The sequence below is a fragment of the Arthrobacter sp. Cza30 genome, assembly GCF_059090765.1.
The window spans coordinates 793088-813285 of sequence record NZ_JBNHGA010000003.1; the positions used below are offsets into that span (position 1 = coordinate 793088).

The 20198-nt window shown below is 71.1% G+C and carries 22 protein-coding genes; 10 read left to right on the top strand and 12 right to left on the bottom strand.

Annotated elements, in window-relative coordinates:
- Window positions 1-67 precede the first annotated feature (67 nt).
- Window positions 68-457 (top strand): MmcQ/YjbR family DNA-binding protein, encoded by a 390-nt coding sequence (locus AC5RVZ_RS13195; protein ID WP_494066208.1) that lies wholly within the window; start codon window positions 68-70, stop codon window positions 455-457.
- A gap of 43 nt (window positions 458-500) precedes the next feature.
- Here AC5RVZ_RS13195 and AC5RVZ_RS13200 read toward each other — a convergent pair whose 3' ends face one another.
- Window positions 501-689: an antitoxin gene (locus AC5RVZ_RS13200; RefSeq protein ID WP_494066287.1), complete on the bottom strand. Its 189-nt coding sequence runs from the start codon at window positions 687-689 to the stop codon at window positions 501-503.
- A 128-nt stretch (window positions 690-817) separates the two neighbouring features.
- Between AC5RVZ_RS13200 and AC5RVZ_RS13205 the strand changes: the two genes are divergently transcribed.
- Entirely contained in the window at window positions 818-1213 is a 396-nt protein-coding gene (locus tag AC5RVZ_RS13205) for a hypothetical protein (RefSeq protein WP_494066209.1), read from the top strand.
- An 18-nt stretch (window positions 1214-1231) separates the two neighbouring features.
- Here the strand turns inward: AC5RVZ_RS13205 and AC5RVZ_RS13210 are convergent, their stop codons facing one another.
- The 8 genes from AC5RVZ_RS13210 to AC5RVZ_RS13245 all read right to left on the bottom strand — a co-directional run bounded on the left by AC5RVZ_RS13210 (window position 1232) and on the right by AC5RVZ_RS13245 (window position 8890).
- Window positions 1232-1648, bottom strand: a complete 417-nt coding sequence (locus AC5RVZ_RS13210; protein WP_494066210.1) for a hypothetical protein — start codon at window positions 1646-1648, stop codon at window positions 1232-1234.
- Window positions 1649-1688: 40 nt separating this feature from the next.
- Window positions 1689-2435 (bottom strand): patatin-like phospholipase family protein, encoded by a 747-nt coding sequence (locus AC5RVZ_RS13215; RefSeq protein ID WP_494066211.1) that lies wholly within the window; start codon window positions 2433-2435, stop codon window positions 1689-1691.
- Window positions 2436-2496: 61 nt separating this feature from the next.
- Window positions 2497-2913, bottom strand: coding sequence for a monovalent cation/H(+) antiporter subunit G (gene mnhG / locus AC5RVZ_RS13220; RefSeq protein ID WP_494066212.1), 417 nt, complete (start codon window positions 2911-2913; stop codon window positions 2497-2499).
- Window positions 2910-3179, bottom strand: coding sequence for an MrpF/PhaF family protein (locus tag AC5RVZ_RS13225; RefSeq protein WP_494066213.1), 270 nt, complete (start codon window positions 3177-3179; stop codon window positions 2910-2912). The genes mnhG and AC5RVZ_RS13225 overlap by 4 nt, the downstream gene beginning before the upstream one ends.
- Entirely contained in the window at window positions 3176-3790 is a 615-nt protein-coding gene (locus AC5RVZ_RS13230) for a Na+/H+ antiporter subunit E (protein WP_494066214.1), read from the bottom strand. Before AC5RVZ_RS13230 ends, AC5RVZ_RS13225 begins: the two co-directional genes overlap by 4 nt.
- A complete protein-coding gene (locus tag AC5RVZ_RS13235) occupies window positions 3787-5388 on the bottom strand; it encodes a Na+/H+ antiporter subunit D (protein ID WP_494066215.1) in 1602 nt (533 codons plus the stop codon). Before AC5RVZ_RS13235 ends, AC5RVZ_RS13230 begins: the two co-directional genes overlap by 4 nt.
- Window positions 5385-5960 carry a Na(+)/H(+) antiporter subunit C gene (locus AC5RVZ_RS13240; RefSeq protein WP_494066216.1) on the bottom strand — a complete coding sequence of 192 codons (576 nt, stop codon included), beginning with the start codon at window positions 5958-5960 and terminating at the stop codon, window positions 5385-5387. Before AC5RVZ_RS13240 ends, AC5RVZ_RS13235 begins: the two co-directional genes overlap by 4 nt.
- Complete coding sequence (locus tag AC5RVZ_RS13245) at window positions 5957-8890, bottom strand: Na+/H+ antiporter subunit A (RefSeq protein WP_494066217.1); 2934 nt, start codon at window positions 8888-8890, stop codon at window positions 5957-5959. The genes AC5RVZ_RS13240 and AC5RVZ_RS13245 overlap by 4 nt, the downstream gene beginning before the upstream one ends.
- A 166-nt stretch (window positions 8891-9056) precedes the next feature.
- Between AC5RVZ_RS13245 and AC5RVZ_RS13250 the strand changes: the two genes are divergently transcribed.
- Window positions 9057-10649: a hypothetical protein gene (locus tag AC5RVZ_RS13250; protein WP_494066218.1), complete on the top strand. Its 1593-nt coding sequence runs from the start codon at window positions 9057-9059 to the stop codon at window positions 10647-10649.
- Here AC5RVZ_RS13250 and AC5RVZ_RS13255 read toward each other — a convergent pair.
- Window positions 10646-11227 (bottom strand): dihydrofolate reductase family protein, encoded by a 582-nt coding sequence (locus tag AC5RVZ_RS13255; protein WP_494066219.1) that lies wholly within the window; start codon window positions 11225-11227, stop codon window positions 10646-10648. The genes AC5RVZ_RS13250 and AC5RVZ_RS13255 overlap by 4 nt on opposite strands.
- Before the next feature lie 101 nt (window positions 11228-11328).
- Here AC5RVZ_RS13255 and AC5RVZ_RS13260 point away from each other — a divergent pair, with 101 nt between their 5' ends.
- Window positions 11329-11895, top strand: coding sequence for a TetR/AcrR family transcriptional regulator (locus AC5RVZ_RS13260; RefSeq protein ID WP_494066220.1), 567 nt, complete (start codon window positions 11329-11331; stop codon window positions 11893-11895).
- Between the two features lie 65 nt (window positions 11896-11960).
- Here the strand turns inward: AC5RVZ_RS13260 and AC5RVZ_RS13265 are convergent, their stop codons facing one another.
- Entirely contained in the window at window positions 11961-13010 is a 1050-nt protein-coding gene (locus tag AC5RVZ_RS13265; protein WP_494066221.1) for a LacI family DNA-binding transcriptional regulator, read from the bottom strand.
- Between the two features lie 77 nt (window positions 13011-13087).
- Between AC5RVZ_RS13265 and AC5RVZ_RS13270 the strand changes: the two genes are divergently transcribed.
- The 5 genes from AC5RVZ_RS13270 to AC5RVZ_RS13290 are packed head-to-tail and all read left to right on the top strand — an operon-like array spanning window position 13088 to window position 19191.
- A complete protein-coding gene (locus AC5RVZ_RS13270; protein WP_494066222.1) occupies window positions 13088-14317 on the top strand; it encodes an MFS transporter in 1230 nt (409 codons plus the stop codon).
- A 56-nt stretch (window positions 14318-14373) separates the two neighbouring features.
- Entirely contained in the window at window positions 14374-15069 is a 696-nt protein-coding gene (nucS, locus tag AC5RVZ_RS13275) for an endonuclease NucS (protein WP_494066223.1), read from the top strand.
- A 47-nt stretch (window positions 15070-15116) separates the two neighbouring features.
- Window positions 15117-15800, top strand: a complete 684-nt coding sequence (locus AC5RVZ_RS13280) for an HAD hydrolase-like protein (protein WP_494066224.1) — start codon at window positions 15117-15119, stop codon at window positions 15798-15800.
- On the top strand, window positions 15793-17058 hold the full coding sequence (locus AC5RVZ_RS13285; protein WP_494066225.1) for a hypothetical protein: 1266 nt from the start codon (window positions 15793-15795) through the stop codon (window positions 17056-17058). The genes AC5RVZ_RS13280 and AC5RVZ_RS13285 overlap by 8 nt, the downstream gene beginning before the upstream one ends.
- Window positions 17059-17115: 57 nt before the next feature.
- Entirely contained in the window at window positions 17116-19191 is a 2076-nt protein-coding gene (locus tag AC5RVZ_RS13290; protein WP_494066226.1) for a bifunctional lysylphosphatidylglycerol flippase/synthetase MprF, read from the top strand.
- A gap of 88 nt (window positions 19192-19279) precedes the next feature.
- On the opposite strand, the gene AC5RVZ_RS13295 is transcribed toward AC5RVZ_RS13290, so the two are convergent.
- Entirely contained in the window at window positions 19280-19486 is a 207-nt protein-coding gene (locus AC5RVZ_RS13295) for a cold-shock protein (RefSeq protein ID WP_494066227.1), read from the bottom strand.
- Window positions 19487-19696: 210 nt separating this feature from the next.
- On the opposite strand from AC5RVZ_RS13295, the gene AC5RVZ_RS13300 reads away from it, so the two are divergent.
- On the top strand, window positions 19697-20197 hold the full coding sequence (locus tag AC5RVZ_RS13300; RefSeq protein ID WP_494066228.1) for a GNAT family N-acetyltransferase: 501 nt from the start codon (window positions 19697-19699) through the stop codon (window positions 20195-20197).
- The last annotated feature ends 1 nt before the right edge of the window (window position 20198 follow it).

Sequence of the window (20198 nt, forward strand, 5' to 3'; positions counted from 1 at the left end):
CGGGCGCGGGACAACGGGAATTCCGGGTGCCGGCTGCAGTGTCTGCGGCGAACCATAGGCTCGGGGCGTGGCCAGCCTCGACGACATCCGGCGCATCGCCGCGACGCTGCCCGGCAGCGAGGAGCGCGCCACCACGGGTGGTGCGGCCTGGTTCGTCCGCAACAAGCTCTATGCCTGGGAGTGCCACCCGTGGCCCAGCATCCCGGACGATGCACGCGCGATCATCGCGTCGGAACTCGTCGTCGGGGTCAAGGTGGCTGATCCGCTCGATGCCCGGGCGCTGAGAGAGATGGCACCGGAGGTGTTCCTCGAGCGGACGACGTCGTGGGGCGAGCCCAAGGTCGCGTTTCGCATGGCCCACATCGACGAGGACCACCTGGCCGAGCTCATCACCGAGGCCTGGCGTGTGCAGGCTCCGCGCTACCTGCGGGCGGCGTTCGACGGCGCGGACGCCTGATCCGCTCAGCCGGCCGCGCCACCGGTCACACGTAGGTCGCTCGTTACTGGTCGCCCACCTTCTCGTCCGCGGCATCCTCTCCGGCGTCGATCTTGTCGCTGAACTTGCCACCGCTCGCCGAGTCCGCCGCGTCGCCGGCCTTGTCGATCCCTGCGTCCGTGGCCTGTTCGCCCTTCTTGCTGTCCGCCACCTGCTTGAACTTGTCTCCGAGGTCCCCGCCGAGGTCTGGCATCTCCACTCTCCGATCCTTCGTGCGTTCCACCGCGGTCCGCGGCGCTGACCGAGTCTCGGCGACGGTCCGCGCCGCCGTCGCCGGGGTTGACAGGCGGCCGATCGCCACCCGCCGCTACGGTGAGGGACGTGCCCTTCGCCCTCGCCTTGACGATCCTGCTCGGCCTTCTCGCGCTGTTCCAGCTGTCCCTCGCGCTCGGCGCACCGCTCGGCCGCTTCGCGTGGGGCGGCCAGCATCGGGTGCTGCCGGCGCGACTGCGCATCGGCAGCGCGGTGTCGATCCTGATCTACGCGCTGATCGGCGTCATCGCGTGGGACCGCGTGGGCGCGATCGACGTCTTCGGGGAGCCGTTCTCGGAGGTCGCGATGTGGGTGGTCTTCGGGTACTTCGTGCTCGGCATCCTGATGAACGCGATCTCGCGCAGCAAGCCCGAGCGATTCACCATGGTGCCCGTCACGATCGTGCTGTCCGTGCTCGCCTTCTTCATCGCGATGGGGTACGGCGAACTCGCGATGGCGGCCTGAGGCGCGCGCTCTGGCCCGCTACCTCGTGGGCGCGTCGGCGCTACGGGACGGGAGCAGGAGCAGGATGCCGAGCAGCAGGCTCACCCCGAGCGCGACCATCTCGCCGATGGCGCCCGCGACCGGCATGTGCTGCAGATGGAACGCGTGGTACAGGAAGTGCAGGAGTCCGAAGACCGTCCAGGCGAGCCCGAGCACGCGATACGCGATCTCGTTGCGCCAGATCAGTCCGCCGATGCTGGCCGCGCCGAGTGCCAGGTACATCGCCCCGACGTCGCGGATCAGATGCTCGTTGAACGGGCCGTCGACGGACACCCAGGAGCCCAGCACTCCGGGGAACGAATCGTAGAAGCCCTGCGGGAAGAAGTAGGCCCAGATGCCGACGAAGAAGGCGAGGAGTGCTGAAGCCGTCAGCGCGATGAAATGAACGCGTCTCATACTCACTCCGACGATGCGGCGCCGCGGAATGTGAGGTGCGTCACCCGACGCGGTGCGCGGCGGCGTCCAAGGCATCCGTCGCGGCGCGGCGCCCTTCGGCGATGAGGCGGGCCACGTCGGTCATCCGCCATTGCGCCATGCCGGCCATCTCGGGCTGGATCAGCACGATGGACGGGTCGCGCTGCAGCTCGGCCGTGCGCGTGATGGTGCGCATCATGCGCACGGTCTCCCATTTCGCGTGCAGGCGCACGACGATGACGCGGGAGGCGCCGAGCGTCCGAGCGGCGGACACCGGGACGTTGTCGACCATGCCGCCATCGGCCAGCAGCGCGCCGTTCACCCGTACGGGTGGCGCGAATCCGGGGACGGCGACGGTCGCGCGCAGCGCCGTGCTCAGCGGTCCATGGTCGAGGATCACGGCGCGGCGCGTGCGGATGTCAGTGGCGACCGCGCCGAAGCGTCGCGGCAGCTCTTCGATGAGCGGGTCGTCGCCGAGCACGCTGCGCACGGCGTCGGCGATGACGGCGGTGTCGAGCAGACCCCAGCGGAGCTTCGGCGACCATCGCGCGATCGCCCGCCAGCGGAATGCGGCGGCCGCGCGGGCGATCGCGTCGGGCTCGAGGCCCGCCGCATAGGCCGCACCGATCAGCGCGCCCGAGCTCGTGCCGGTGACGATCCCCGGACGGATGCCGCGCTCGGCCAGCACCTGCAGCACGCCGACGTGCGCCGCGCCGAAGGCGCCGCCCCCGCCGAGGGCGAGGCCGAGAGTGTGGTCGTCGTCGGTCACGTCATCCTTCCGAGTCGTGCCTCTGGCGCACCGTAGCACGCGGGGTGCGTCTCGATACGCGTCAGCCGCCGGCGGCGGGCGGAGTGCTCTTGGATTCGGCCAGCTCGTCCACGACCAGTCGCGCCTCGTCGATGGTCCCGTTGCGGTACGCCTGGCGCCCCACCATGTGAGCCGACAGCGGCGCGGTGGCCAGCTGCACGAGCACGACCGGCACGAGGAACGCCACGACCGGCCACGACCGCAGCGACAGCGCCATCGCGAGGCAGATGAGGATGAGCCCGAGCACCTGAGGCTTCGTCGCCGCGTGCAGCCTCGACGGCACGTCGCGGAACCGCAGCAGGCCGATCGCCGCGATGAGGCAGAGCAGCGCGCCGAGAAGGATCAGGATGACGGTCGCCACGTCGAGCGCGGCATCCCACGGAGAGGTGAGGTCGACGACGGGAACGTCGGCCGGGAGAAGTCGGGCTGTCGTCTTCATCGGTCGGTGTTGTCCCTCCGTGCGACGAAGCGGGCGATGGAGATCGACCCGAAGACGCCGATCGCGGCGATGATCAGCAGTACGGGCAGCGTCCGGGTGTGGTGGTTGATCGCCATCTCGGCGCCCAGCACGCACACCAGTTCGGTGAGAAGGACGTCGGATGCCACCGCACGGTCGAGGATCGACGGACCGATGACGATGCGCCAGAGCGTCAGCAGCGCGGCGACGGCGAAGACGACGAAGATCGCTGCGAGCAGGATGTTCACGCCGCGCCTCCCTTGATCGGGCGGGGACGCGGAGCACCCGCATCCGCTCGGACGGCCGCCACCTGTGCGCGGGAGCCCACCGCCATGACGAGGCGCCGCTCCCAGTGCTTCACGCTGGCACGCTGCCGCTCGACATCGGCGGCATCGCGCACGCCGATCACGTGCAGATACAGGATCCGGCGGTCCCGGTCGGCGTCGACGATGAGCGAGCCGGGAATGAGGGATGCCGTCACCCCGGTGTGCGTCATGATGAGGTCGTCGTCGGTCACCAGCTGCACGGCGATGATCGCGGCACCGGGCTGGCGACGAGGATCGAGCACCTGCCACGCCACCGTGAGCGACCCGCGCACCAGGGCGACCATGAACTCGAGCACGAACAGCAGGCCCCACCACAGGTTCACCCGCCCGGACAGCTCCACCGGGGGCAGCCGGAAGACCCGCGTCACGAAGAGGGCGACGGCGAGCCCGGTCAGGAAGGCCAGCCACGTGAACTGACCCCACAGCAGCATCCACAGCGCGATCAGCCACACGAAGAACGGCAGCTGGCGCCACACCTGCGCGAACAGGTTGCGCTTCTCTCCGCCCGGCGAGGCGGAAGCATCCGTCGTCATCGATCACCTCCGTCGGTGATCCCATCGGTGCTCTTGTCGTGATCCTGCTCGAGCTGCACGAGCGTCACCGGCTCCAGCAGGGCCGCTCCGATGCGGGCGCACACGTCGTAGAGCGGACCGGCGAAGACGGTCAGTGCCACCGTGATGGCGACCATGCCCATCGTCGATGCGGTCATGATGCGCGGGATGACACGGCGCTGCGTCTCGACGCCGGCGGCCGGGGCGGCTCCGAGGTACGAGATGCGGGCCTCGGTTTCGGCCGAGTCGTCCTCCTCGCGCCAGAACGACAGGTTCCACGCGCGCATGAGCGCGTAGAGCGTGAGGAGGCTGGTGAGGATGCCTCCGACCATGAGCAGCATCATGATCGGCGTGCCGACCTCGGCCGCGGCGTCGAAGAGCGCGAACTTCCCGATGAAGCCGGAGAAGGGCGGCAGCCCTCCCAGATTGATGGCCGGGATGAAGTACAGGACGGCGATCACGGGCGCCGCCTTCATCAGCCCCTTGACCCTCAGGATCGATGTGCTGCCGGCGCGCCGCTCGACCAGTCCGACCGCGAGGAACAGCGTGGTCTGCACCACGATGTGGTGGACCATGTAGTAGATCGTCGCGCCGATCGCCGCCGGTGTGGCGACCGCGAGGCCGAAGATCATGTAGCCGATGTGGCTCACGAGCGTGAACGACAGGATGCGTTTGAGCTCGGCCTGTGCGACGGCCCCGAGCACTCCCACGATCATCGTGGCGAGCGCGACGATCATCAGCAGCATGTTGACGTCGTTGTCGAGGAACAGCTCCGTCTCGGTGCGGATGATCGCGTACACGCCGACCTTGGTGAGAAGGCCCGCGAACACCGCCGTGACCGGGGCCGGCGCGGTCGGATACGAGTCGGGCAGCCAGAACGACAGCGGGAAGACCGCCGCCTTGATGCTGAAGGCCAGCAGCAGCATCAGGTGCAGCACCAGCTGGGTCTGCTGCGGCAGCTCGCCCATGCGCTCGGCGATCTGCACCATGTTGACCGTTCCGAGTGCGCCGTAGATCATCGCGATCGAGGCCAGGAACAGGATCGACGACACCAGCGACACCACGATGTAGACCACACCGGTGCGGATGCGCGACTCCGTGGAGCCGAGCGTGATGAGCACGTACGAGGCGACCAGGAGGATCTCGAAACCGACGTAGAGGTTGAACAGGTCGCCGGCGATGAAGGCGTTGAAGATGCCCGCGGCGAGGATCAGGTACGAGGGGTGGAAGATCGACACGGGGGTCTCGTCGTCCCCATCCGCGGCTCCCTGGCCCACGGAAAACAGTAGGACCGCCAGCAGCACGACGCTCGACACGGTCACCAGCAGCGCCGCGAGGCGGTCGACGTAGAGCACGATGCCGAACGGGATCGGCCACGCTCCCACCGACACGGCGATCGGCTGGTCGCCGACATCCACCACGTACAGGAGCACGGACGCGATCGCGCACACCAGGGTCAGCGTCGCCACCGAGACGAGCACCTGGGTGCGGCGGTGACGCCCGGCGATCAGGGTCAGCGCCGCCCCGAGGAGCGGCAGGGTCACCAGGAGCGGGACGAGACTGGGGGCGAAGGCCATCATCGGTCGTCCCCCTGGCGGTCGGAGTGGTCGTCGGCGTCGTCGATGGAGCGGCCTCGCCTCGGCCGATCGACGGGGGCGTCGTCGCGGACGCCGGCGACGTCGCGGCTGCCGAGCACCAGGATCGGCGAGGTCCGCGTGCCGAGGAAGTCCGTCGTGGCGTCGTCGTCGGTGTCCTCGATCTCGGTCTCGTCGTCCATCGCGTCCTCGGTTTCGGCGCTGCGGCCGCGCACCGCGAGGTCGGCCTCGTCGTCGGTCACCGTGTCGGCCTGTCCGAGCTGCCACGACCGGTAGATGAGAGCGAGCAGGAACGCCGAGACCGCGAAGGTGATGACGATGGCGGTGAGCATCAGGGCCTGCGGCAGCGGGTCGGACATGTCGTCGGGGGATGCGGCGTCGCCGTAGAACGGCGCGACGCCGGGGTCGCCCATCACGATCAGCAGCAGCAGGTTCGCCGCGTTGCCCAGCAGGAGGAAGCCGATCAGCACGCGCGTGAGGCTCCGCTCGAGCATCGCGTAGACGCCGCAGGCGAAGAGCACGCCCATGATGATGATGAGAACGAGCGAGGCGGTCATGGGACGCTCACCCCCCGTCGTGCGACCCGCGCCGCGTGCGCCTGCCGGTCCACCTCGGCGCCGAGGCTGCGCAGCACGTCCAGCACGAGCCCGATCACCACGAGGTAGACGCCGACGTCGAAGAGCGTCGAGGTCACGAACTCGACGTGCCCGAGCACGGGCAGCTCGGCTTCGAACCATGTGCTCGTGAGCGGCGGCGCGCCGAAGAAGAGCGGCACGATGGCGCAGCCGACGGCGATCGCCATGCCGATGCCGAGCAGCCGTCCGGCGTCGGTGGGCGCGGCGGCGCCGAGCTCGTACCGGCCGCCGGCCACGTACCGCATCACCAGCGCCATGGCGGCCACGAGCCCGCCCGCGAAGCCGCCGCCGGGCAGGTTGTGACCGGCGAACAGCAGGTACAGCGACACGACGATGATCGTGTGGAAGAGGATCCGGACGATCACCTCGAGCATGATCGAGCGGTTCTCAGGACGCACCCGCGGGCCACCGACGAGCCATGCCATGCGGCCACGCGCCTCGCCGCGCGGCCTCACTCCGTCCGCCGTCTCGATCAGCGGCCGCCGGTTGTGTGCGACGGTCGCCGGCAGCGGGGCGATGAAGCGGGACAGCGTGTCGGCGCGGTGGGTCACGAAGACCAGGGATGCCACGCCCGTCGCCGCGAGGACGAGCACCGACAGCTCGCCCATCGTGTCCCAGCCGCGCAGGTCCACCAGCGCGACGTTCACCACGTTGCGCCCGTGCCCCAGCTCGTACGCCAGCGACGGGAACCCGTCGGAGATGGGGTCGTCGACGCGCGCGCTGGTGGCCACGATGGCCACCAGCGCCATCGTGACGCCCACCGCCGCCCCGAGCACCGCCCGGGCGACCGGCCAGACCGACGCGTTGTGCTGGCCGAGCCGCGAGGGGATGCGGCGCAGCACGAGGGCGAACGCCACGAGCGTCACCGTCTCGACGAGGATCTGCGTGAGCGCGAGGTCGGGGGCGCCGCTGGTCGCGAACAGCACGACCATGCCGAGGCCCGTGACCGACACGAGCACGACGCCGGTGTACCGCTTGCGCGCACGGACCGCGACCAGACCCGCGGCGATCATGACCGGAGCGACGGCGAGCTGCACCGGCGTCTGGAACGCATCCAGCTGGGCACGCAGCTCGTCGCTCGCCAGCAGCGCGGTCGCTTCGGCGGCGACCAGCACGATGAACACCGTGCCCACGTAGACCGGCAGCGAACCGCGCTGGGTGAGGCTGGTGGTCATCACCGACAGCCGAGCGACGCCGCGCAGCGCGGCGTTGTAGACGTCGGCGGCGGTGAAGGGCAGCAGGCGCCGGGCCGGGCGCCAGGACCTCGTCGCCCAGAACACCACCGCCCCGAGCACGATGGTGCCGAGGGAGATGAACAGAGCCGGCTCGAGGCCGTGCCAGAGAGCCAGATGCGCCGGATGCTCGGGCGCGGCGATGCCCGGCGTCGCCGCCGGCGCCTCATCGGCGTAGGCCGCGAAGGTCTCGTCGAGCCACGGTGCGAGGAATCCTGTGGCCAGCGACAGCGCCGACAAGAGCACCGGGGCGGCGAGGAAGCCGAAGGGCGGGTCGGGCCACGTCGTCGTCGGCGCCGGCTCTCCGCCGTCGGTCCGCTTCGTCCAGAACGCGCCCCAGATGAACCGGATGCCATAGCCCGCGGTGAGCACCGACCCGAGGCTCACCCCGAGCACGGCGACCATGCCCCACACCGAGCCGCCCAGCGCCTCCTGCAGCAGCGCGGCGAGCACGCCCTCCTTCGCCACGAAGCCGATCGTCGGGATGATGCCGGCCATCGAGGCGACGGCGAAGATGGAGAACGCGGCCAGGACGGGGGCCTGCCGGCCGACACTGGACAGCTCGGTCAGGTCGCGGGTCGAGAGCTGACGGTCGATGACGCCGACCACGAGGAACAGCGACGACTTGAACAGCGCGTGACTGAGCAGCAGCGCGAGCCCCGCGAGGGCGGCATCCCGCGTTCCGAATCCGAGGACGACGGTGAGCATGCCCAGCTGGCTGACGGTGCCGAACGCGAGGACGCGCTTGAGGTCGGTCTCGCGCAGAGCCTGGAAGCCGGCCAGCAGCATGGTGAAGACGCCGAGCGACACCACGATGGGCCGCCACGGCGGCGCGACCGCGAAGACGGGTGCGAAGCGCGCGATGAGGTAGATGCCCGCCTTCACCATCGCGGCGGCGTGCAGGTAGGCGCTCACCGGGGTGGGCGCCGCCATGGCGCCGGGCAGCCAGAAGTGGAACGGGAAGATCGCCGACTTGCTCAGCGCGCCGACCAGCAGCAGCACGAGCGCGGCCTCGACGATCGGGCCCGTCGGCGCCTGCGCGAGGATCGCCGTCATGCTCGCCGTGCCCGCCTCGACGATGAGCAGCACGACGCCGATCAGCATGACCAAGCCGCCGAGGGTCGTCACCAGCAGCGCCTGCAGGGCGGCGCGACGGCTGACGGCGCGGCGGTTGTAGTACCCGATGAGGAGGTACGACAGGATGCTCGTGACCTCCCAAAGCATCACGAGCACGAGCAGGTCGTCGGTGAGGACGAGCCCGTACATCGCGCCGGCGAAGGCGAGCAGCACTCCTGCGAACTGGCCCAGGTTGGTCTCGCCGCCGCCGAAGTACCAGCGGCAGTACAGCATCACGAGCGCGCCGACGCCCGTGACGATGAGGGTCATGAGCCAGCCGAGCGTGTCCATGCGCATCGACAGGTTGATGTCGAGCGCGGTGATCCATCGGACGGACTCGACCGGGTCGGAGCCGGCGAGCACCTGCGGCGTGAGCACGACCGCGTGGATGAACGCGGCGATCGGCAGCAGCGCGGCGACATAGAACGCGCGGGATCCGATGCGCCGGACGAGCCACGGCAGCACCAGCGGGAGAATGGCGAACGCGCCGAGCACGAGGAGCATCTCGGGCCTCCTCGTGGTCGTCGGCCGGGGGCTCACGCGCGCGGCACGGGCGATCAGGGTTCTCGTCCATTCTACCGGCGGGCAGGATCGCTCTGTCCTGTGCAGGCGGCAGCGGCCCCGATACCGCCACCGCGGGATGCCGGGTCCCGCGTGGCAGAGTGAGGCGATGCACCGCCTTCGATCGAGGCCGGATTCCGGCCGCGAGCTGCCGCGCTGGGCGCGCGAGACGCTCGGCGCCGCCGTGGCGGTCGCGGTCGCCGTGGCGGTCGTGGCCGTGCTGGCGGCATCCGCTCGGTCGGAGCTGCTGTTCCGCGACGGCGATTCGCTCGTCACGACGCTGATCGTGCGGTCCATCGCCACCGGCCAGCCCCAGGACTGGGCGCTGTCGACGGTGCTGTTCCTCCCCGAGACGGTGGTGCTCGCGGCGCTGACCTTGATCGGACTGGGGGTCGACGGCACTCTCGCCCTCGCAGGGGTCGTGAACATCCTCGCCCTGTACGGGGCGCTGCGCCTGGTCGCCGGACGATCCGGGCGCGGGCGCGCACCGGTCGCCGCCGCGCTGGCAGGACTCGCCGGGTTCGCGCTCATCGCGATGAGCGAGACCTCCGCCGACCGCGACGCCCTGGAGCTCGCGTCGCTTCTGGCCACGACGACGTACTACAGCGCCACGGTCCTCGGCGTCCTGCTCGCCGTGGGGATCGTCCGGCGCGCGCTCGAGCGCGAAGCGCCGGACACCGTGCCGCGCGGCCCCATGATCGTGCTCGGCACCGTGGCGGCGGCATCCGTCCTGTCCAACCCGCTGTTCGCGGCGTGGGCGACGGTGCCCCTGGCCGCGGTACTGGTCACCGTCGCGGCGGTACGGCGCCGGCGGGTGGCGGCGTGGCTCGCGGGCGCGCTCGTCGCCGGCTCGCTCATCGGATTCCTCGGCCGGATGCCGCTGTCGCATCTCATCGCCAACTCCGGCGCCGGCTACGCGGACGTGACGAGGTGGGCCGACTCGCTCGTGTACTACGCCGACCTGGTCGCGCAGCGGTGGAGCTCGCCGCTCGGCGCGCTGAGCAGCGCGCTGCTGCTGGCGCTGTGGGGATGGTGCGCGACGGCGACCGTCCTCCTCGCCCGGCGCGGTGCCACCGGTGCGATGGTCGTGGCGGCGTGCGGGTGGCTGATGCCGCTCGCGGTGGCCGCGGGCGCCGTCGTGCTCGGGACCCATGCCGCCCGGTATCTGCAGCCGATCGAGTTCGCGCCGCTGCTGGGGCTCGTGCTCCTGCCGGAGATGGCGCTGCCGGCGTGGGAGCGTCGGCGAGGGTCGCTCCCGCGCCCGGCCGGGCGCGTGCGGGCGACGGTCACCGCTGCGGCCGGCGTGCTGGTGCTCCTCGTCTCGCTCGGCGTCGGCATCCCGCGGATCTCCGCCGCGGCCACCGCTCCCGACGGCGACCTGGACTGCGTGGTCTCATGGGTCGAGCAGTCCGGTCGCACCGGCGCGGGCCAGTTCTGGACCGTGAGACTCCCCAAGGCGCACCTCGCCGACCCGCGAGCGCTCGTACAGGTCGATCACCGGCTGCGGGCCTACGCATGGCTTGCCAACCGCGACGACTTCGCCGTCGGCGAGGTGTCGTTCCTCGTGCAGGACGCCCAGTCCCCGTCGTTCGAACTGCCCGGCGGCGCGTTCATCGATGACGCCGACCAGATCTCGTGCGGCCGGTACACCATCTCCGACTTCGGCGAGCGCCCCCTCCCCCTCGGTCCCGAGCGCTCCTAGCCGGTGCGCTCGCTGCGCCGGTAGGTCAGCACGGCGCATCCGTTGCTGAAGGTCGCGGCCTCTTCCAAGGTGAACCGGGTCGGCTGGAAGCCCGCGGCGAACGCCGGCAGTCCCGTTCCTGCGATCACCGGGTACTTCTTGACGACGAGCCGATCGATCTCGGGCAGAAGCTGCCCGGCGAGCTGTCCGCCGCCGGCGAGGTAGATCCCGAGTCCGTCCTCCGCCTTCAGCTCCTGCACTCGTGCGCGCGGGTCATCGCGGACGACCTCGACCGCGGGGTCCGGCGACGCGAGCGACCGGCTCGCCACGATCTGCCGCAGGTGCGCGTACGGCCTGGTGATACCCACCTCGAGCGCCGGGTCGTACGTGCGACGCCCCATCACCACCGTGTCGAACCGGCGATTGGGCACGTCGTCCATGCCCATCGCCTGACGCAGATGCGTCGGGACCATCTCGGGGTACTGCTCGTTCATATAGGCGGAGTGGTCATCGGCCAGCGGATAGAAGTCGATCTCATCGTTCGGGCCGGCGATGAACCCGTCGATGGTCAAGGCGATGTAGTACGTCAGCTCGCGCATGGCGGCTCCTTCCCCGGCGGCCGGGCGGCCGCATCGACCCTGAGTTAACCACTACATCTGGAGTACTGCAAGTGGAGTGGTTCTTATGCAAGACTGGCCCCATGGTCTCGAACCCCGAACGGCGCCGACGGCTGCTCGATGCCGGCATCGCTGTGCTGGCCCGATCCGGCGCACGCGGGCTCACCTTCCGGGCCGTCGACGAGGCGGCATCCGTACCGCCCGGCACGACGTCGAACTACTTCGGCAATCGCGACGAGATGCTCCGAGAGCTGGGGCACCACGTTTTCGAGCGTCTGACGCCGGATGCCGCGCCCGAGTCCGAGGCGCCCACCCGCGCCCGCGAGGCGCAGCTTATGAAGGAGCTGCTCGGACGTGCTCGCCGGGATCGCGAGGGCTTCCTCGCCCTGTACGAGTTGCGACTCGAGGCGGCGCGACGGCCGGACCTGGCCGACGCCATCACGGACCGGTACGCCGCGAACCTGGAGGCGATCTCAGCAGCACACGTCGAAGGCGGGTTCCCCGGCGACCGGCGCACCGCCCTGCTGCTCTACCTCGGCATGAGCGGTCTGATCCTGGAGTACCTGACGCTCCCGAGCCTCCTGCCCGAGGGCGACGCGCTGGACGATCTGGTGGCGGACCTCGTGACCGCGGTCGTTCCGGGCGAGTGACCCGGCGATCGAGGAGGCGAGAAGCGAGCCGTATCGAGATCCACGGGGAAGCGGCCGACGAAGGCCTACGCCGTCGGGGCGGGGCCGGTGGTGTTGCCCTCGCGGAACGTGCACGTGAAGCGGATGGATGCCGCGGGCCGGTCCTCGAGCATCGCGGCGACGGCGAGGCCGGCGGCCCGTCCCTTGTCGGTGGCAGGCTGCACGAGGGTCGTGAGCTCGTAGGGCGCGAGACCGTCCACGACGATGCCGTCGAAGCCGGTCACGCTCACGTCCTCGGGCACGCGCAGCCCCGCCTCCTCGGCGGCGCGGATCACGCCGGCCGCCAGGAGGTCGCTCTGCGCGATGACCGCCGTGGGCCGTCGCTCGGGGTCGGCGAAGATCACCCGGCCGGCGGCGAGGCCCTCGTCGATGAAGCTGCCGGCGGCCGCGAACGCCGGCGCGTCGGGGAAGACGTCCAGTGCGCCGGCGAGCCGCTCGCGCGTGACGTCGACGATGATGGCGGAGTCGTCGCGCAGCCACCCCCGCTCCCACTGCGGCCCGGTGGGAAGAGCGACCACCGCGACGCGGCTGTGGCCGAGCGCACGCAGGTGGCTCGCCGCCTGCCGCTGCGCCTCCCGGTTGTCGAGCTCGATGCGCGGCACGCCGTCACCGGCGTCGCCCTCGATGACGACCACCGGGATGCCGCGCGCCCGAACCGCGTCGAGCGACTCCCGCAGCAGCCCGCTGCAGCCCACGAGCACCGCCGCGTCGAGGGAGGCGGTCGTCAGCGACGGCCCGGCGCCGGTCGGCTCGTGGTCGCGCAGCAGCAGCAGCCCCGCGCCCAGCGGCGCGACGCCGTCGGCGAGCCCGTCCATCATGAGCGTCTTGACCGGATCCAGGAACGCCCTGCCCAGGTGCTCCTCGAACACCACACCGACAATGCCCGACCTTCCGCGACGCAGCGAGGCCGCGCGCGGATCCGGACCCGTGTAGCCGAGCGTCGCCGCAGCATCCAGCACGCGCCGGCGCGTGGCATCCGACACCGGCGTCTTGCCGCTGAAGACCACGGACGCCGTCGACGGCGAGACCCCGGCCTCGCGGGCGACGTCCGAGATGGTGGCGCGGCGCGTGCTCATGACGTCACGATGGTACCCGCCTTCCGCGTCTCGTCGAATCGATTCGACATCGGCGCCGCAGCCTGTACCCTGTCGCAATGGAACTCGAGCTCACGCGATCGCAATACGTGCGCTGGCGCACCGCGATCTTCGCCGTCTTCCTCGCCAGCGGTCTCAGCATCGCCACCTGGGCCTCGCGGGTTCCCGCGATCAAGGTCACGCTCGACGTCGACAACACGCAGATCGGACTGATGCTCCTGGGGGCGGGCGCCGCCTCCATCGCCGGCCTGTCAGTGGCGAACGTCGTCCTCGCGCGCCTCGGCGCCCGCAAGGGCATGCTCGCGGCGATGATCGTCTTCGCCGCGGGGGTGGCGATCATCGGGGTGGGCACCGATGTCCTGCACTCGTATGTGGTCGTGGTCATCGGGCTGATGCTGTTCGGGCTCGGCAACGGCGCGGTCGACGTCATGATGAACGTCGAAGGCGCGGCGATCGAGAAGCAGTCGAGCAGGACGATCCTGCCGCTGTTCCACGCCTTCTTCAGCTTCGGAACGGTCATCGGCGCCGGCATCGGCGCGGTGGCTGCCGGCTGGAACGTGAACGTCCTCGTCCACACGGCTGTCATGGGCGCGCTCATCGTGGTGATCGCCTTCGCCGCGTACGCCAACGTGCCGGCACGCGACTTCACCGGAGATGCCGAGGCCGCGGCCGACAAGCCGCACTGGCGCGAGCGCCTGCACACGTCGCTGTCGGCGTGGCGCGAGCCGCGCACCTACACGCTCGGCGTGATCATGCTCGGGATGGCGTTCGCCGAGGGCGGCGCCAACGACTGGCTCGCGCTCGGCATGGTGGAAGGCCACGGAGCCGATCCCGCGGTCGGCGCCCTCGGGCTCACGGTCTTCTCCGTCGCCATGACGGTCGTGCGGGTGTTCGGCGGACCGCTCGTGGACCGCTTCGGTCGCGTCAACACGCTCCGCGCGATGTCGGCGCTCGCCGCCGGCGGCCTGCTGCTGTTCATCCTCGCTCCGAACCTGCCGCTCGTCTTCGTCGGGTCCGCCCTGTGGGGCGCCGGGGCCGCCCTCGGGTTCCCGCTCGGGATGTCGGCGGCCGCGGACGACCCCGCCAAGGCCGCAGCGCGCGTGAGCGCGGCAGCGACGATCGGCTACATCTCGTTCCTGTGCGGCCCGCCGATCCTGGGCTTCATCAGCGAGCACATCGGCCTGCTGAACACCCTGTACATCCTGGTCGCCCTCGCCGTGGCATCCGGTCTGGCGTCGCCGGCCGCGCGGCCCGTCGCGGGGTCGACGGTGGGGGCCGGGCGCCACTGACCCCGCGCCGACCGGGTGGGCCCGAGCCGGAGCCTCGACGGGATTAGGCTCTTCGGGTGCGTCTCGTCATCGCCCGCTGCTCGGTCGACTACACCGGTCGGCTGAATGCCCACCTGCCCCTCGCGACGCGTCTGCTCGTGCACAAGGGCGACGGCAGCCTGCTGGTGCACTCGGACGGCGGCTCCTACAAGCCGCTGAACTGGATGAGCCCGCCGTGCCGCCTCGAGGTGGAGCTGCCGGATGCCGACTCGGCCGCCGCGGGCGTGCTCGAGCACTGGCGCGTGACGCATGCCAAGACCGGCGACGCGCTGCTCGTGCGGATCTACGAAGTTCTGCACGACTCGTCGCACGAACTGGGCATCGACCCGGGCCTGCAGAAGGACGGCGTGGAAGCCGACCTGCAGCGCCTGCTCGCCGAGCAGGTCGACGTGATCGGCGACGGCCTGACGCTGGTGCGGCGCGAGTATCCGACGGCGATCGGCCCCGTCGACCTGCTGCTGCGCGACCCGGCGGGCGGCACGATCGCGGTCGAGGTCAAGCGACGCGGCGACATCGACGGCGTCGAGCAGCTCACGCGGTACCTGGAGCTCCTCGGCCGCGACCCCCATCTGTCCCCCGTGACCGGCGTCTTCGCCGCGCAGGAGATCAAGCCCCAGGCCAAGGTGCTCGCCGCCGACCGCGGCATCCGGTGCGTCACGCTCGACTACGAGGGCATGAAGGGCGTCGAATCCGGCGCTCCCCGCCTGTTCTGAGCCGCCCCGGGACCGGGGCACGACGCCGGCGCCCGTAGGGTGGAGGCATGTCGAGTCGCTCCCCGTGGACCTGTGTGCTGTGGGACGTCGACGGCACCATCGTGGATGCCTCCGAAGGCATCCTGCGCCGGCTCACCATCGCGCTCGAGCACTTCGGCAAGCCGGCTCCCACCCGCGCGGAGCTCGTGCACTGGATCGGCCCGCCCATGTACGAGTCGTTCCAGACGAACGTCGGCATGACGCCCGCCGAGGCGACCGAGGCCGTCGCGTTCTACCGGACCCTCAACAAGTCCGACGGCTACACGACGGGTGCGAAGCTCTTCCCGGGCGTCGCCCAGATCATCAGGGACGTCGCCGCCGCCGGCATCCCCGAGGCGACCGCGAGCTCCAAGCCCGAGGTGCAGGTGGTCGCGCTGATGGACCACTTCGATCTGTCGACCTCGCTCACCGCGATCGTCGGGGCGACACCCGACGAGAAGACCCTCAGCGCGAAGGCCGACATCGTCGCCGAGGCGCTGCGCCGCCTGCAGGCGGCGGGCGTCGACACCAGCCGGCCGGTGCTCGTGGGCGACCGTCACCACGACGTCGACGGCGGCGCCGTGCACGACGTGCCCGTCATCTTCGTGCGCTGGGGCTTCAGCTGGCCGCACGAGGCTGACGGCGCACAGGCGGCCGTCGACACCGCCGACGAACTGCGCGCGCTCCTGCTGTTCGAGGACGCGGATGCCTGAACCCGTCGCCACGATCCTCGGGTGGGTGATCCCATCGGTGGTCGTGTTCGGCGTCGCCGCGATCGCGGTCCTCGTGCTGGCCTGGGCAGTGCGCCGGGCGCGCCGCTCGCCCCGTGCTCGGGCGGCCGCCGACGCAGCCCGCGCGAAGGCGGGTGCGGCGCTGGTGCGCCTGGACGACGCCGTCGGCGAACTGGATCTCGAAGTCGGCCTGTCCGGCGCGATGTACGGTGGCGACGCCCCGGCCTCGCTGCGCCGCTCGCGTCTGACGGCGCAGCACGTCCGCGACGCGAGCTTCGAGGAGTACCGCGGGATCAGCACGGCCGACGTGCCGCCGGTCGAGGTGCGCCGCGCGTCGACGCGCATCGAGCGGCGCGCCGAGCAGGCTCTCGCGGCGATCGCCGCGGCCCGGGCCGAGCACGGCGCGTGGGTGCGCGCGAACGTCTCGGCGGCGAGCCAGGTCGACGCCGCACGCGGCCGTCTCGCCCAGCTGCGCGCGTCGATGGGCGACCCGGCCGCGCTGGTGGCGGAGCTGTCGTCGCGCTTCGCCGAAGAGGAGTGGCGGGATGCCTCGCGCGCGGCGCACGCCGCCGTCGCCGAGGCCGACGAGGCCAAACGGCTGCTCGAGACCGCGGCCGCGCAGGCGTCGGATCCGGCGCTGACGGCGCTGCCCACGCTGGCAGCGGCCGAGCGCGCGCTGCGGCAGGCCGAGAACGACGCCCGCATCCTCGAGGAGGCGCACCGCCTCGTGCTGCAGGCGGCTCAGGCGATACCCGACGAAGTCGCGGCTGCGCGCGCCGCCCTCCGTCACGCGATCGTGGTCCGAGACCATCTCGAGCCGGCGGACGCCGACCGGCTGGGCACCGAGATCCGCGCGGTGGAGTCGGAACTCTCCCGAGTGGAGGCGGATGCCGCACGCCGGCCGACATGGGCGGTCGACCGCATCGCGCGCCTCCGGAACCGGCTCGACCTCGCGCTCGGCGACGCGCACACCGCGCAGCAGCGCCTGCGCGGCGCCCGCACCGCCCTGCCGGGAACGCTCGCCGCGGCACGGCGCGCCCTCGCCCAGGCCGAGGCATCCGTCGCGCACTCGCGTGCGGGGGCGGATGCCCGCGCCCGGCTCCTTTCGGCGCAGGAGGAGCTCGCGCGCGCACGTCAGGCGGACGACCCCGTGGCGGCGCTCGACGCGGCACGGCGGGCGATGCGCGACGCCGAGGACGCCAAGGCGCTGGCCGACTTCGCGCGCCTGGACCGGTCCTGACCGGCGGACCTGCCCGAACCCTCGCCCCGGCCGAGGGCGCGTCGCTATCGTGATCGCATGAGCGAGGCATCGACGCGTGCTCGGCGGCCCGTCCGGACGGTGCTCCGCCGCGTTCCGGCCACCCTCACCGTCATCGGCGTACTGCTGGTGGTCGGTGTCGTCGGACAGGGGCTCTGGCAGCCGTTCCGCGAGTCGCCCGCGTTCGACGCGGTGGCGTACGGCCTCCCCGCCTTCCTCGAAGGGCGCTGGTGGACGCCGATCACCGGGACGTTCTTCGTCGCCCGCCCCTGGGTCTACGTCTTCACCATCCTGAGCTTCGTCGGGATGCTGTATCTCGAGTTCCGGCGGGGCTCCCGGGTCGCGCTGCTGTACTTCGCCGGTGGGCAGCTCTTCGCGGTTCTCGCGGCCGCGGTCGTGATCTGGCTGTGCTCCCTGTTCCCGTGGGAGTGGGCCGCCACGCAGGCGGCGGACCTCGACGTCGGCCCCTCGGGCGGCTCGATGGCCTGCATCGCCGCCGCGGTCGGGCTGCTGGTCCCGCCCTGGCGCGTACGCGCGTGGCTCGTCCTCCTCGGTTTCGTGTTCGTCGCGATGCTGTTCTGGGGGGCGCTGGCCGACCTGGAGCATCTGCTCGCGGTCGCCCTCGTGCTGTTCGTCGACCGCTCGCTGCGCGTGCAGCGCACCACGGTGCGCGAGCAGCGCCTCATCGCGTTCATCGCGGTCATCGTGCTCGGCGCGATCCAGGTCATCACGCTGCTCGTGCCCACCGATGGACCCTTCGGGCCCACCGAGCCGGTCTCGGGCGGCTTCATCGACTTCGCGATCGACACGGTCGTCATCATCGTCATCGCCAACGGGCTGCGCCGCGGTCGCCGCTGGGCCTGGATCGTCGGCGTGGTGGTCGCGGCCTTCAACGTCCTCACCGCGGTCGTGGTCCTCACCGTCATCATCATCGCCAGCGAGGCGCAGCTGGAAGCGCGGATCGACGGCGAGACCGAGCTGTCACTGGCCAGCGGCGTGCTGTGGCTGCTCATGCTCATCTATCTCATCTGGGTGCGTCGCGCGTTCCGCGCGCGGCGCTCGTCCTCCCTGGGCCGGCAGCCCGCTCCCGACGTCGACGAGGTGAAGCAGATGCTCCACGCGCACGGCGGCGGCACGCTGTCGTGGATGACGACGTGGGAGGGCAACAGCTACGCCCGCACCGCCGACGGCATCGTCGCGTACCAGAAGCGGATGGGCGTGGCCCTCGCGCTCGCCGACCCGCTCGGCCCGGCATCCTCGCGCGCGGCATCCGTCGAGGAGTTCATCCACGAGGCGGAGCACGCCGGGCTCGTTCCGTGCTTCTTCAGCGCCGACGCGGCCACGCGCGCCGCCGTGCCCGCGACGTGGCGCAGCCTCGTGGTCGCCGATGACACCATCGTCGACCTGCCGGGTCTGCAGTTCACCGGCAAGCAGTGGAACTCGGTGCGCTCCTCGCTGAATCGGGCCGGCCGTGAGGAGATGACCTTCCGCATGACCCGGCTCGCCGACGAGACGTGGGGGGTGCGCCAGCAGCTGCGGGCCATCTCCGAGATGTGGGTGGGCGACAAGGGACTGCCCGAGATGGGCTTCACGCTGGGCACGCTCGTCGAGGCCGAGGACCCCGAGGTCCGCCTGGCGCTCGCCATCGCGCCGAACGGGGATGTCGACGGCTTCCTCTCGTGGCTGCCCGTCTACGGCGGCGAGGGTCGAGTGCGGGGGTGGACGCTGGACCTGATGCGGCGGCGCGAGGGGGGCTTCGGCCCGGTGATGGAGTTCCTGATCGGCTCGTCGGCGAAGCTGTTCTCGGAGGAAGGCGCCGAGGTCATGTCGCTGTCGGGTGCGCCGCTCGCGCACGAGTACCCGCCGGATGCCGGCATCATCTCCACGCTGAGTGACAAGCTGGCCGAGACACTCGAGCCGGTCTACGGGTTCCGCTCACTCCACCGCTTCAAGGAGAAATTCCACCCGCGGTACGAGACGCTGTACCTGCTCTACCGCGACGAGAGCGATCTGACGCGCATCGGCGGAGCGCTCACGAGGGCGTTCCTGCCGGATGCCACGCTCCGGCAGTTCGCGGGCGCGGGACTGGAGCTCGTGCGCGGCGAGCGCAGCTGAGAGAACTGAAGGCCGAAAGGAGTCGAGGCACCCGACTCGCCGGCGGCGACGATGCGCACGCGGAAGCCGGATGCCTCGACCCGACGCCTCAGATGGGGCGGATGTTCTCCGCCTGCAGACCCTTGGGGCCCTGGGCGATCTCGAATTCGACTCGCTGGTTCTCCTCGAGGGAGCGATAGCCGCTCGCCTCGATCGCGCTGTAGTGCGCGAAGACGTCGGCTCCGCCCTCATCGGGTGCGATGAAGCCGAATCCCTTCTCCGAGTTGAACCACTTGACGGTGCCCTGCGTGCTCATTACTTGCCGTTCTTCTGTGTGCTCGACGCTTTTGCGGCGAGTGACTCCAACGTAGTGAAGCGCGGCCCGCACGACCAGGGTCGGGAAAGTTGTGACAGAAATGTTGCACAGCGCGGGGCGATCGCCGGCCGGGAAGACGTCGCGAGAGCGGCGTCGTCACGTCGGTCAAGCCCCACCGTCCGCGGGACGCGGAACAGTAGCGTGGACGGGGTGAACCACATCGAGCTGCGCCCTCTGGACGACGACGATCTCGACGCGATCTTCGAGATGATGCGCGACCGCGACGCGGTCGCCATGGCGGCCTTCACCGCGGACGACCCCGACGACCGCGCCGCCTTCGACGCCTGGATCGCGCGCCAGCGCGCCTCCGATGACGTGGTCAGCCTCGTCGTCACCGAGAACGGCGGCTTCGCGGGAACCGCGGCGACGTTCACCGTGGACGGCGAGCGCGAGGTGAGCTTCTGGATCGCCCGTCACGCCTGGAGGCGCGGCGTCGCAAGCGAGGCGCTGCGTCTTCTGGTCTCGCGCGAGCCCGTGCGACCGCTCTTCGCGCGCACCGCCGCCCACAACGCGGCGTGCATCGCGGTGCTCGAGCGCATCGGGTTCACGGAGGTGTCGCGCAACGTCGCATACGCGCCGGGCCTCGGGCGCGAGACCGAGGAGATCGTCTTCGCCCTCGTGCCGGCGCTCGACGGTCTGAGCGGCGCGTGAG

Excerpts from the sequence above, each read along its gene's own strand:
- AC5RVZ_RS13265 (WP_494066221.1), bottom strand. The coding sequence starts at position 13,010 with ATGAGCACGCGCCGCGCCACCATCTCGGACGTCGCCCGCGAGGCCGGG.
- AC5RVZ_RS13240 (WP_494066216.1), bottom strand. The coding sequence starts at position 5,960 with ATGACCGCCTCGCTCGTTCTCATCATCATCATGGGCGTGCTCTTCGCC.
- AC5RVZ_RS13255 (WP_494066219.1), bottom strand. The coding sequence starts at position 11,227 with ATGCGCGAGCTGACGTACTACATCGCCTTGACCATCGACGGGTTCATC.
- AC5RVZ_RS13230 (WP_494066214.1), bottom strand. The coding sequence starts at position 3,790 with ATGACGACGGATGCTTCCGCCTCGCCGGGCGGAGAGAAGCGCAACCTG.
- mnhG (WP_494066212.1), bottom strand. The coding sequence starts at position 2,913 with ATGAAGACGACAGCCCGACTTCTCCCGGCCGACGTTCCCGTCGTCGAC.
- AC5RVZ_RS13280 (WP_494066224.1), top strand. The coding sequence starts at position 15,117 with ATGTCGAGTCGCTCCCCGTGGACCTGTGTGCTGTGGGACGTCGACGGC.
- AC5RVZ_RS13260 (WP_494066220.1), top strand. The coding sequence starts at position 11,329 with ATGGTCTCGAACCCCGAACGGCGCCGACGGCTGCTCGATGCCGGCATC.
- AC5RVZ_RS13235 (WP_494066215.1), bottom strand. The coding sequence starts at position 5,388 with ATGATGGCCTTCGCCCCCAGTCTCGTCCCGCTCCTGGTGACCCTGCCG.
- AC5RVZ_RS13270 (WP_494066222.1), top strand. The coding sequence starts at position 13,088 with ATGGAACTCGAGCTCACGCGATCGCAATACGTGCGCTGGCGCACCGCG.
- AC5RVZ_RS13285 (WP_494066225.1), top strand. The coding sequence starts at position 15,793 with ATGCCTGAACCCGTCGCCACGATCCTCGGGTGGGTGATCCCATCGGTG.
- AC5RVZ_RS13295 (WP_494066227.1), bottom strand. The coding sequence starts at position 19,486 with ATGAGCACGCAGGGCACCGTCAAGTGGTTCAACTCGGAGAAGGGATTC.
- AC5RVZ_RS13245 (WP_494066217.1), bottom strand. The coding sequence starts at position 8,890 with ATGCTCCTCGTGCTCGGCGCGTTCGCCATTCTCCCGCTGGTGCTGCCG.
- AC5RVZ_RS13210 (WP_494066210.1), bottom strand. The coding sequence starts at position 1,648 with ATGAGACGCGTTCATTTCATCGCGCTGACGGCTTCAGCACTCCTCGCC.
- AC5RVZ_RS13250 (WP_494066218.1), top strand. The coding sequence starts at position 9,057 with ATGCACCGCCTTCGATCGAGGCCGGATTCCGGCCGCGAGCTGCCGCGC.
- AC5RVZ_RS13200 (WP_494066287.1), bottom strand. The coding sequence starts at position 689 with ATGCCAGACCTCGGCGGGGACCTCGGAGACAAGTTCAAGCAGGTGGCG.
- AC5RVZ_RS13290 (WP_494066226.1), top strand. The coding sequence starts at position 17,116 with ATGAGCGAGGCATCGACGCGTGCTCGGCGGCCCGTCCGGACGGTGCTC.